Annotated in this window: 14 protein-coding genes; 13 read left to right on the top strand and 1 reads right to left on the bottom strand. The window is 43.1% G+C overall.

The annotated features are described in order from the left end of the window. Positions 1 to 44: 44 nt before the first annotated feature. Positions 45 to 779, bottom strand: a complete 735-nt coding sequence (locus SLU01_RS07460; RefSeq protein ID WP_147056882.1) for an MBL fold metallo-hydrolase — start codon at positions 777 to 779, stop codon at positions 45 to 47. Between the two features lie 127 nt (positions 780 to 906). On the opposite strand from SLU01_RS07460, the gene SLU01_RS07455 reads away from it, so the two are divergent. The 13 genes from SLU01_RS07455 to SLU01_RS07395 all read left to right on the top strand — a co-directional run. Continuing rightward, a complete protein-coding gene (locus SLU01_RS07455) occupies positions 907 to 1,140 on the top strand; it encodes a glutaredoxin family protein (protein ID WP_147056879.1) in 234 nt (77 codons plus the stop codon). 548 nt (positions 1,141 to 1,688) lie between these two features. After that, a complete protein-coding gene (locus SLU01_RS07450) occupies positions 1,689 to 3,026 on the top strand; it encodes a vWA domain-containing protein (protein ID WP_147056877.1) in 1,338 nt (445 codons plus the stop codon). Between the two features lie 6 nt (positions 3,027 to 3,032). Next, positions 3,033 to 3,737, top strand: a complete 705-nt coding sequence (locus SLU01_RS07445; protein ID WP_147056875.1) for a hypothetical protein — start codon at positions 3,033 to 3,035, stop codon at positions 3,735 to 3,737. Between the two features lie 24 nt (positions 3,738 to 3,761). Next, positions 3,762 to 4,517: a CpaB family protein gene (locus tag SLU01_RS07440; RefSeq protein WP_147056873.1), complete on the top strand. Its 756-nt coding sequence runs from the start codon at positions 3,762 to 3,764 to the stop codon at positions 4,515 to 4,517. Positions 4,518 to 4,544: 27 nt separating this feature from the next. Beyond that, complete coding sequence (locus tag SLU01_RS07435) at positions 4,545 to 5,672, top strand: CpaE/TadZ family protein (RefSeq protein ID WP_147056871.1); 1,128 nt, start codon at positions 4,545 to 4,547, stop codon at positions 5,670 to 5,672. 5 nt (positions 5,673 to 5,677) lie between these two features. Further along, on the top strand, positions 5,678 to 7,003 hold the full coding sequence (locus tag SLU01_RS07430; RefSeq protein ID WP_147056869.1) for a TadA family conjugal transfer-associated ATPase: 1,326 nt from the start codon (positions 5,678 to 5,680) through the stop codon (positions 7,001 to 7,003). Beyond that, positions 7,000 to 7,932, top strand: a complete 933-nt coding sequence (locus tag SLU01_RS07425) for a type II secretion system F family protein (RefSeq protein WP_147056867.1) — start codon at positions 7,000 to 7,002, stop codon at positions 7,930 to 7,932. The genes SLU01_RS07430 and SLU01_RS07425 overlap by 4 nt, the downstream gene beginning before the upstream one ends. Before the next feature lie 3 nt (positions 7,933 to 7,935). After that, a complete protein-coding gene (locus SLU01_RS07420) occupies positions 7,936 to 8,871 on the top strand; it encodes a type II secretion system F family protein (protein WP_147056865.1) in 936 nt (311 codons plus the stop codon). Positions 8,872 to 8,901: 30 nt separating this feature from the next. Then, positions 8,902 to 9,114 carry a hypothetical protein gene (locus SLU01_RS07415; protein ID WP_147056862.1) on the top strand — a complete coding sequence of 71 codons (213 nt, stop codon included), beginning with the start codon at positions 8,902 to 8,904 and terminating at the stop codon, positions 9,112 to 9,114. A 17-nt stretch (positions 9,115 to 9,131) separates the two neighbouring features. After that, positions 9,132 to 9,515: a TadE/TadG family type IV pilus assembly protein gene (locus SLU01_RS07410; protein WP_246110915.1), complete on the top strand. Its 384-nt coding sequence runs from the start codon at positions 9,132 to 9,134 to the stop codon at positions 9,513 to 9,515. A 2-nt stretch (positions 9,516 to 9,517) separates the two neighbouring features. Further along, on the top strand, positions 9,518 to 10,240 hold the full coding sequence (locus SLU01_RS07405; RefSeq protein ID WP_170232630.1) for a pilus assembly protein TadG-related protein: 723 nt from the start codon (positions 9,518 to 9,520) through the stop codon (positions 10,238 to 10,240). Between the two features lie 47 nt (positions 10,241 to 10,287). Next, positions 10,288 to 10,575, top strand: coding sequence for a hypothetical protein (locus SLU01_RS07400; RefSeq protein WP_147056857.1), 288 nt, complete (start codon positions 10,288 to 10,290; stop codon positions 10,573 to 10,575). Between the two features lie 49 nt (positions 10,576 to 10,624). Then, positions 10,625 to 12,061: hypothetical protein (locus SLU01_RS07395; RefSeq protein WP_218029696.1), on the top strand; the 1,437-nt coding region annotated here is incomplete at its 3' end.

The raw sequence follows: 12,061 nt of genomic DNA, 5'->3' as shown, positions 1-12,061 counted from the left end.
CCAAGAAGAACGTCATTCCGAACTCCCGCATAACTATCACTTCATCAAACTTCATACACCTTCCCAACCATAGCCAATTCCGCATATCCATTATAAACACCTTTAGCAGCAGCTAAAATGTTGGCTGGATCGCCATGCAACGGCAAATGAGTCAGCAATAACTTCTTTGTCCCTGCCATTTGCGCCAACTTGCCTGCTTCGCTTCCCGCCATATGTCCCGGTGATTTGCCGAGATGCTCTTCGTACAAATTCGCCTCGCTTATTAACAAATCTGTTCCGTCCGCAAATCCAACTAGTTCATCCCGCCATTCCGTATCAGCAGTCAACGTAACCGAACGGCCTTCCGCTGTGAATTTCATTGCTAAGCAATAAACCGGATGCGTCGTTTCGCAAAAGGTCACTTCAAAAGGGCCGATCCTCACGACATCGGATTTCTCGATGGGAATTCCGACCGTCTGCTCTTTATAGGACAGCTCAGCGAATTTTACTTCATCACGATTATGGCCATATATTGGCAACGGGGGAGTCGGATTGCCAAGATAATAATTAATAAGCCTGCTATATTGCAAGCTCCCGACATCCGCAATGTGATCCGCGTGATAATGACTAATCACGACGGCATCCAGTTTCTCCAACGGAATATAGTTTTGCAATGAAGCAAGGACACCACTGCCACAGTCGACAAGACAATGAAACCCGTCTTGTTCAATTAAAAAAGAGGAAGTGGCCCCATTCGCTTTCGGATAGCCACCCCAAATACCAATTGGAATTACCTTCATAATTAAACCCCGCCTTCATTTAATAGTTACAATCCACAATAGCCTATCCTTAAAAAGTTCAGCCTATTTTACATCTCCTACCTATTGTATAATAAAGTAGGAATTTAGAAAAAAAGGAGAGATACTTATGACAAATGTTGCTACGGTCTATTCAACGACTACATGCCCTTATTGCACAATGATGAAAAACTACTTAACAGAACAAAATATCGAATTTGAAGAAGTGCTTCTAACGACTGAAGAAGAAAAGAAAAAGCTTGTCGAGGAAACGGGTCAAATGGGCGTCCCTCAAACAAAATTGAACGGCAAATGGATATTAGGATTTAATCCGGAAGCTGTTCAAGAGGCATTGAAAGGGTAATCGGCTTGAAAATATTCTGCAAATCATGCGCAACACCCAACCCACTAGAAATGTCGGAAGACGATTTGAATAAAAAGCTCTTCCCGAAAATTTGCATAGGACATGTTGCACTCTTCCTCACAGGTGTTTTCCTGGTGATTATGAAGATTTTGTATTAAGGAGCCCTCATTGACACGAAAAATGTCGATGAGGGATTTTTTTGCAAGGAGGGCTCTTTGCATTACTAAATGATTAGATACTTAACAGTCTTGGTTCAAGGTATTCAGGCTGCTGTTTGAAAAAAAGAATATAAAGACCTAACTTGTGGAGACTTGTCCTTTATTGTTGTGAATTTACTCATGTTTTCTGGTTTGGGTACACTCAAGAAATAACTTGAATTGGTTCTGTACATCGGTGTGAGAGTCTTTATACCTAATGCTAATTATCCTGCTCAATAGACCGAATGCTAACTAGCTTTTTGACAACTGAAAAACGCAATGGTAATTATATACATACATATGAACAATCTATGAACCTTGTAGATTGGAGTTTTTGGAGGTTTGTTCACCATGAAAAAGCTAGTATTAACTACAATGGCTGCCTTGTTTCTAGTAGTTGCAGGATGCAGCAATGGCGAAAAAGCCTTAAAGGATATTGAAGGATCTGCAGAAGAACTAGATCCACAGGAAAACGAAGAGATTGCAACTGAAGAGACGGACGATGTTCCGACCTTCTCCCCAGCACCTTCTGAAGCAGACGACATTCTGTCATTAGGAGCCGGGGAAAAGATGAAAGAGATTCAAACGGAGGCAAATGGAAAGTTAACAGATGACGACTTTGCCGCAATGGATGATCTCCCTGTGGACAAGTTGACTACCGAAGAACTATTTAACGGAATTGTTGAATGGTATGCAATGGATTATTCAAGTGTCCATGATCCGTTCATTAACTTCGAACCGGATTATGGAGAATACGGAATAGATAAGAAGGAAATGAAGCAACTGAATATTTCAGTTTTGATTGACGCCAGTGGAAGTATGAAGGCGTATGTAGGCGGAGAGCAGATGATGGCTCTTGCGAAAGATGCTGTTAAACGCTTCGGCGCCGGGCTGCCGGAAGACGCGGTTGTTTCGATCCGAGTGTATGGACATGAAGGGACAGGGTCTTCTGCCGATAAAGCGATGTCGTGTGCAAGCAACGAACTTTTCTACAGTCCTGATTTGTATGAAGAGGATAGCTTCAATAATGCATTGTCCCAATTTGACGCTGCTGGATGGACGCCCCTTGCTGCTGCTATAAAAGCCGGCGGGGAAGACTTGAAGATGAAGGCCTCCGATACGACGCAAAATATGATTTTTGTAGTTAGCGATGGAGTGGAAACATGTGGCGGCGATCCAGTGGAGGAAGCGAAGATATTGGCAACGTCCGATCTTGAGGTCGAAGTGAACGTCCTTGGCTTCAACGTGGATAGCGACGGACAGAAGCAATTGAAGAAAGTGGCAGAAGAAGGCAATGGAAAGTATGCCAACGTTAAATCGAAAGTCGACTTTCAAAAGACATTCCAATCAATGCTGGCTGAAGCAAATGCAGTCGTTCGTGAATTAAGTCAAAAGGTTGTTCACGGAAACGATATTAATAACCGAACGATCCAACTGAATGATCAAGTGAACAAACTGTCTTCAACTTTCAGTGATTTTGCCGCAACTGAAAACAGTAATTTACGAATGGCGGTAAACAGACTGCGTAACACGAACAAGATCGATAACGAAACACAGTTCGCCGTGTCAGATTTAATAGATGAACGCCGTGAAACGATGAAAAAGTACGGTGAAACAATTAGGAAAGAAAAGCTAGAGTTAATTAATAACACACGTCTGGAACTATTTGAAGCCCTAAATGAGGAGTGATGGATAGTGCATGTTCTACTGGATCAAACATTGGGGATTCCCATCCCTCCTGAAATTTCTGCCAGCATAAGGGAAATGAAACTAAAAAAGGGCCGAGACATGAAGGAGTTCCTATCAAAAAAAGAGAATAACCGCATCAAATCAAGCTTGCCACTCCTTAAACGAACCCTTGAAACAGAAGTGGAAGAAATGGGTGTATATCTAAAAAAGCATCAAAAAGTACTTTATATTTTTGACGGTAATACGACGGATGCACAATTATTAAAACGTGTGCGAAATTGGTATTTACCTGAAACCGTCCTCCAACTAGTGGATGGCGCTAAGCATCGGGCGTATGCTTACTATTTGCTGAAACTGTTAGAGGAAGGATATGCCTTGTCATCTTCATTGCCTCCCCCAAATGGCTTCATTATTAGTGGAAGAAGCAAGATTGGAAATTCCTCTTATTACAAAATAGGGAGGAAATCAAAGGAGAAGAACTTTTATCTCCAAGATTCCTCTTCAGGAAAAATGCATAAAGCACCGTCTCCGGATATTTTGATAAATAACCTAGTCAAACTCGATCCGGATGCTGAATATGTTGCAGTCGGGAATATAGATCTTCCAACTAACGCGAATGTCAGTTATGAGCCTTTACATAAATGGGCTATGCCGAATTCGGTAAGCTATCTTTCCATCTTTCCACTCCCGGAAAGATCAGATGATAAATAGATTGATAATTGGAGTGGGCGATTGATGATTGATTCGAAAAGAAAAGCCATTGTATTTTTAACAATTTCCTTCATATTAGCGATTGTGACTGCAGGTGTCGTGCTTGTGCAAATTAGCCAGGCGCAAGATAGATTAGGTGAAATGGTCGAAGTGGCTTCGGTCGGAACGAATGTAGAATCTTACACGGAAATCAATCCTGAAGATATTGAATGGGTGAAATTCCCGAGGACCAATGCGTACAGTTCCTTCATTACGGACGCTAAAGATTTGGAGGATGTCATTTCCATCGTGAACTTGGAGTCGGGTGATATTTTGACGAAAAGCCTTGTACGAAAAAAATTAGATATCCCCGCAAATGAAAGGGTCGTATGGTTGAACGCAACCGATATCGTCCTGATCGACCAGCAAGTAGCAGAAGGCGACCTTGTAGATGTAATCGTCTCGAGGGAAATAGAAAAAAATGTCGAAACAAAGAGGTTACTCTCTAACGTAAAAGTTGTTCAAATCGAAAAAGGCATCGAAAACACTGAAAGCATCAAAATTTCCTTGCCGATTTCAGAAGCTGAGCAATTGATTCATTATCAAAACTTTGCGAAGCAGATCCGGGTTCTCCGTGTGAATCAAGTCGGGGATGAAGCGATATCCAATGAAAAATCGAACCCGATTGTAGAGGAAAAGCCTGTTGAAAAGGATGAAGAGAAAAAGAAAACTGTAACAGATGTTGAGGTCGAAAAAAGCAAGGATGAAAAGAAAAAGGTCGAAAAAGATAAAGACGAATGATCATGGGTGAAAGAAGGTTAGAAGCGGATGTTCCAAGTGAATTCACTTTTACTGACAGGCGATGATGAATGGCAAGCGTGGTTTTCGGAGCATGCGAAAATAAATGAATTGAATATGACCATTACGCAGGACACTCGGAAACTGACAGGGCAGCAAAACTACAATTTGTATTTCATTGACGTAGATGAAATCCCACTTGAACAAGTGGGACCGAAAATCTCGGGGAAAAGTGTAGTGGTCGGTTTGACGAGGACGGAAGACTTCGGTAGATCAAGAGAATGGTTAGTGAACGGGGCGAAGGATATTATCGTGTTTCCTGCAGAGGAGGCAAGGGTTGAAAGTCTAATCCAAGATGTCGTCCGTCAGTATAAAATTCAACGAGAAACAGATATGGGGTTCGGCACTGGCGAAGTGCATGTTTTTTACAGTGCGAAAGGTGGAAGCGGATGTACGGTATTGGCTGCGATGATGAGCCAGTCCTTAAGTGTCCATCAGTCGAAAAAAGTGCTTCTCGTAGACTTGAACGCCCAATATGGGGTGACTGATACGCTCTTTTCGATTCAACCTCAGCGCACATATTACGATTTGCTTCCCGTTGTGAATGAAATGGAATTACGGCATTTGCAAAACATTGCAAACGAGCATCCCGAAACGGGCGTCTTTGTCATTTCCAGTCCTTCTGATCCGGAAAAGACCGAAGAAATTACTGATGAATTGATTTCGAAGCTGATTAGGGTTGGCCGAATGCATTTCGATCATGTCATTATTGACCTTCCATCAGCGATGAATTCCATTACGTTCACCGCTTTGAATACAGCAACGAACCTACATTATATATTAACGCCGGATAGCCTTGGATTACGATCCTATAAATATGCTAATGAATTATTCAATCGTTTTTCCATCGGCAACGGCATATCCAAAACATTAATGTTGAATAAAGTTCACCCTAAAAGTGAAATGACATCATCGGATATCGAAAAAATTATCGGAAAGAAAGTTGACGCTACATTTACGGATGATTACTACGGAATGCAGCCCAACATCAATATGGGCACTGGCTTTTTTAGAAGCAGGAAGCATAAGGGAGATTCCAAGGCAGCCCGGGACATGAAGAAATACATAGATTCCTTTGTCACAAAATCGAAGGAGTGATAAACATGTCATGGATTGAAAAGGCAACAGTAAAAAAGCAGGACCAAAACTGGTCTGTATCCCAATCTCAGGTTGATATATGGGTCCGGCATTATAAAGGCCGATTAATAAAAGAAGCTAACTTGGAGAGCATCATCGTTCTTCAGCCGACAGAGCGTAAACAAACGATTGAAAGACTCATTTTGCAAATGATCAATGAAGAAAAAGTAATTATCCCAAGCGATCAGATAGAAGAAATTATTCAGCAATTGATCAATGAATCCGTCGGCTACGGTCCTCTTGAGGAGCTGCTGAAGGATGACGGTATTACGGAAATAATGGTAAATGGCCCGTCGGAGGTGTTCATCGAGAAAAACGGAAAGTTGGAGAAGTCTTCTGTTCGTTTTAACAACGAAGAGCACATTCGACACATTATCGATCGAATCATTGCGCCGCTCGGCAGAAGGATTGACGAAAGCTCTCCGATGGTGGATGCGCGGCTTTTGGACGGCAGCCGTGTTAACGCAATTATTCCCCCAATCAGTTTGGATGGCCCTTCCATATCCATCCGAAAGTTCAAGAAAGATCCTTATACACTCGATGACTTGATGGCGTTTGATAGCTTCTCTGAAGAGATGGGGTCATTTCTGAAAGCGGCCGTCATGGCGAAAGCGAATATCCTTGTTTCGGGCGGGACCGGAAGTGGAAAGACAACCCTTCTGAATGTACTGTCCGACTCCATTCCTCCAGGTGAGAGAATTGTAACAATCGAAGATATGGCCGAACTCCGTTTTTCATATGAAAACCTTGTCCGCCTAGAGGCGCGCCCTCCAAATATGGAAGGGACCGGGGAAGTGAAGATTCGTCATTTAGTACGAAACGCACTTCGGATGCGCCCGGATCGGATTATCGTCGGAGAGGTGAGGGGATCGGAAGCGATTGATATGCTTCAAGCGATGAACACCGGGCATGAAGGATCTTTGACGACAGTGCATGCGAATACTCCGAAAGATGCGTTAGGGAGACTTGAAGCGATGGTGATCATGTCGGGCTTACCACTGACAGTCGATGTTATTAGAGGTTACTTTGTCGGAGCATTGGATTTGATCGTCCAAACTTCAAGGTTCACAGATGGAAGGCGAAGAATCGTCAATATTTCGGAACTGGTTGAGGAAGACGGCAACATTAAAGTGCAGGATATTTTCACATTCAACAGGACAGCTACTTTACCAGATGGAAGAATTGAAGGCACTTTCCGTTCAACAGGTTATACCCCGAATATGTTCGAACGCATTAAAAGCTTCGGTATTCCTTTTGATGAAAATGTCTTTAAGGAAGGTATGTACGTATGAGTTGGACACTGCCTTTATTAACGTTGACCCTGTTTACGTTCTGCATTTCCATCTATTATTTAGCCAAAAGCAAAGGGCAGAAAAATGCTAAAAAAAGGGTGGATGACTGGTTCGATGTAGAGCTTGAAAAGGAGAGGAAAAGTGTCGTCCTCTTTCTAGGCGGCCTTTTCGATCGTTCAGAGCTTTCCCAAGACCTGCATAACAAATTGAAGCAAGCGAACCTCACCCTCATGCCTTCGGAGTATATGGGAATCTATATATTGCTAATTGCATTACTTACTTTTATCAATAAATTTGTACTCGGTCTCTACTTCATGATGGCCATTCTAATTGCTTACTTGATTGTAATGGGTGGCTCGAAAGCTTTTCTCAGTACCCGGAAGAATAAACGGACCGAATCATTTAATAATCAATTACCGGAAATCTGCCGGACGATGTCCAATGGGATTAAAGCAGGACAAACGATTCCGCAGGCGATTGAAATGGTCGCGCATTCCGTTAAGGCGCCTAACGGACCTGAATTTCAACGATTCAACCAACGCTTGAAATTGGGCGACAGTCTCGAAAAAGTGTTCAACGAATTCCGTGAACGTGTACCGAGCAATGATGTATCCATTTTTGTCAGTACGATACTCATCCAGCAAAAGGTCGGTGGCAATCTGTCCCAAGTTTTATCGAACATGGCCGAAACGCTTGAGGAGCGGAGCCGCGTCCATAAGGAGATTTCTACAGTTACGGCGGAAAGCCGATCGATTGCATATATTCTCGTCATTATGCCGTTCCTGATGGCCCTTATGATGAATTTGTTTATAAAAGGATTTCTCAATGTCCTCTTTACCCCGTTTGGACTTATCTTGTTCGTTATTTTTACAGCAATTGTTCTATGCGGTTTCGTCTTGATTAGAAGAATTACGGATATAAGGGTGTAGTGTATGCAAATTATCGGTTTTTTCGCCATGTTGATGTTTACTTTGATACTAATTTTCTTATTCATTAGCTTTGTTTACTTTTACTTATATATCGCCAAAAAAGAAAACTTGCTGAATGCCCAAGGATATCGAAAAGGGAAAAAGAAGAAATCAACGCTGCGTGATCGGATATTAAATCCGTTAGTCAGATGGGGAACAAAAGCAGGGCCGGTCGGTATGAAATATCCGCTATTCCTGAATGCAGCGAAGCATGAGAAATGGCTTAAGGAAGCGGGAAGACCGTTGGGAATGACTTTAGAATCTTTCTTCGGCTTTCGGTTCGTCCTCATTCTGTTTGGCTTAGGTTTTGGAAGCATTTATACATTTTTAGGCATGCCGTTCGCTCTTCCCGTCCTTCTTCTTTCCATATTATTAGGGGTAATGGGTCCGTCAGCGTGGCTTTATTTATCGGCAAAACGGCGTCAAGAAGCAATAAGCATGATGATGCCCGATTTCCTTGATACGGTCAGCGTCACGTTGCAGGCAGGTGTGAGCCTAGACGGTGCACTCATCCATGTGACGAATCAATTCGATGGACCGCTCAGTGAAGAAATCGATCGGTTCAATAAGGAAATCGAATTGGGGGTACAAAGGAAAACGGCTTATTTAAACCTGATCGATCGCAATTCCTCGAAGGAACTGCATACGTTGGTGAATGCCCTCATACAAGGTTCTGCTCTTGGAGTTGCAGTGGCAAGGACATTCAAGTTGCAGGCGGAAGATCTGCGTATGACGCGCGGTTTCAAAGCGAAAGAAAAAGCGGCCAAAGCGAATCCTCAAGTAACACTTGTCACAACGTTCTTTATCGCGCCAGCTGTATTTGGCTTCATTATGGGATTAATCGTGTTGAATATCATCTACAATCCTGAAGCTTTTGGTTTGGATGCGTTTTTTAAATAATAAAATACAAAACTCATGGAGGTAAGGAAAATGATGAAGAAAATCTGGTGGAATGTGAATGAGAAGTATTTGACGTATGTGAAAAATGAAAAAGGGGCACAAGCGTTGGAGTGGGTCGCACTAGGTCTCGTCGTTATCGCAATCATGTCTGCCATTGCAATGGGAGTTGGAAGTTCTGATATCGGTGCGACAATCGTTTCGAAATTAGAAGAGATGATTCAAGGAATCGGTGCTGGTTCCTGATAAGTGGACATGGGGTGATGAAAGTGATAACTCGTTGGGTTTCCTATGTTAACAATGAAAGGGGAACGCAAGCCCTGCAGTTTTTAGGGCTGTTCCCCTTAGTTTTACTCTCTATGCTTATAATTTGGCAGGTCGGTTTGATTTCCTATTCGGTTGTCGTTGCAGAAGCGGCGGCGCGTGATGGCGCAAGGGCCGCATCCGCACATGATGAGGGATGGGCAGAAATTGCAAGAAACTCAGCGTACGGTCTCGATGTGGAAGTAACAGGGGGACCTGGAGAAGAGACAGCTACCGTCCAAGTAAAAGCTAAAGCTCCCATTATCAGTCTGCCTTGGATAGAAAGCATGAAATTTGAATTCACTGCGGACGCCGTCATGCCAATGGAGAAAAAGAGGGAATGACAATGAAAGAACTGAAAGGTTATTTGAAGAATGAACGTGGAGATGGACTGATGCTTGTTATTATCGGTATGCTTTTTGTGTCCATCTTCATTTGTTATCTCTTCTTTGACTTCTCAAATGTATTCATTAGTAAAAGAGTGAGCCAAACAGGTGCCGATGCAGCAGCACTTGCTGGAGCAAGGAGCTCATCGGATTATATGAGTGAAGTGCTGCAGGGAAAAGTGGAAGAAGAGCTGGAAAGTTTGGCGGATGCTTGGGAAGCCATTAGGGAAGCTTTTGAAGCAGCGGGTGAAGATGATGAGGAAGATGGAGATACACGGACGATTGAGGAAGTTTTTGATGAGTACATTAGCTCAATTGAAAGCAGCAAGGGGAAAACGATGCCAGGTGATATTAGAAGCTATATTTGGGACGGGTCAGGGGAAGTGGAAGGGACGCCGGCACTTCTATTTTTGTTCAAAGATCCGCAAATAAGTGATATGGCCTGCAAAGCAGTCCGTGATCATCTATTGACATCGCGGCAAGAGGCTGTTTCTTTCACGGAGTTAAATCAAAACGACCGACTGGTTGACTACCAGTTCCTGGCGGATGAGTTCAAGATCTATGCGAAAACGGAACGGGATGGCAAGTATATAACAATTCCAGATTCGTCGGTCAGTGGAATTAGCGCGTCGGCAGCCGTACAAATCGGCTCGCCAAAAGGTGTGAAGATTAACTGCTCTTAATTGGCAAACAAGTTAGTATTTTAAAAGATTGTGTAGGTGAGGAATAAATGAAGTTTTCAACCGCAAGATGGTTGACGATCATGTTTTTTACAATTGCTGCAATTGTTATTGCATCCTATTTTTATTTAGACGAAACGGATCGGATGATTCCGATTTTGCCTGTCATCATCAGACCGGTTGGGGTAGGAACGCTATTAGCTGCTTGTTTTATACTGATGGCAAGCATAATGGCAACAAGAAAAAAAGAAGAGCGGATCACTAAACAAAACTTTCAGGGTGCGTTTGTCATTCTCATTTGTTTAATCGCCTTCAGGGTAATTACTCATTTTATTTGAAGAAAAAAGGGAATTCGAGTCACGGTAGTTCCGAAAGGGCGTGAAAGTTTTGAGGGGCAAGCTGAAAATAGGGGTCATCTTTACAGTCTTTTTGACTTTCTTTCTATTTGACTATTCAAAGCTAGCCATTGCCAACGTCTCTGATATTGAGTATGACTCTCCTTCGTTTGTAGATACGGAATATGAAGGGGAAGGCAACAATGACTCTGAAGATACAGGGGACTCGCGTAATTGGTTTGAAAAACTGTTAGATGATTTAAAAGAGTGGGGCGGTGACGCCAAAGATTATGCCCTCGATCAGTGGGATAATTTCAAGGATTGGTCTTCCGACAAATGGGATGAATTTAAAGGATGGGCCGGGGATGCATGGGATTCAACAACCGATTGGCTCGGGGATCGCCTGACAGATATAGGGAACTTCTTTGAATGGGTTTGGGATCACGAATGGGTGCAAGTCGTTGTCGGTGCAGTCATTTCAACGGGTGTCATCATTGGTGGACTCCTATTGGTCGGTACGCCAGTCGGCTGGGGAATCCTAGCCATAGTTGGCGCGGGTTCTCTTATCGGTGGAGGGATTTACTGGTTGATGTCAGGAGATGACTTCAACTTCTGGGGTTCCTTAGGATCCTCCTTCTTAGGTGGATTAGCAGGATTAGGTCTGTATGCAGGAGTTACTTCAGGTCTTTTTGCAACGATAGGCGGAGCGCTCAGAGGTCATGCCATACGAGCATTCGCTGCTTCACGCGTCTTTATATTGGATGGGTTAGTAAAAGCGAGATTGTACGGTTCTCTTGGTGCAGCACTTATTAAAAGAAATATAATGACAAGAGTAGGAGCAGTTTGGACATCGATAAAAGGTGCAGGCGCCTTTGTTGCTTCTAAAATTGGAGCCGGATGGGCAGCCATAAAGGCTGTTGGGGCTTCAATTGCATCTAAGCTTGCACCTAATGGATTGATGGCATTCTTACGCTTAATGGGAAAATCAGCTGCAATTGGAGCCGGGTTTAGCGGTGCCACTTATTTAGGTTTAACCCCGCCAGAGGACTGGAGTTTGAAAGGGTTTCTAATTGATGTGGCATTTGGCGGAATTTCGGGTGCTATATTGAGTCCGGTATTCAGCATGGCAAAAATCACTTCAAAGACAGTAGCTTTTTTAGTCGGTTATGCTGGACTAGAGAACCTTGTTTACGAAAGAGTACTAACTGGGGAATGGTCATGGGAAAATGCCTTGATCGGATCATTAGCAGGATTTTTAGTTGTAAAAGGGGTCGCGCCTATATTAAACGCAGTTACTGACAAGCTCAAAAAAATACCGTTCTTCGGTTTGGATGGCGCTGCAAACACAGTTGACGACATTGTTATGGATAATATGACAAAACCCTTTGGGACAGAAATTCGGGAGAAATTAGGCGAAATCGGTGATCAAATAAGCGACTTTATAGACTCGAATTCAAATTCTGATCCGCAGCCGGAACCGCAGCCGCAG

Source organism: Sporosarcina luteola (genome assembly GCF_007991495.1).
Taxonomy (GTDB): Bacteria; Bacillota; Bacilli; order Bacillales_A; family Planococcaceae; genus Sporosarcina; species Sporosarcina luteola.
Note: the sequence above shows the minus strand (reverse complement) of the source record. Positions and strands in the feature narration are given on the sequence as shown.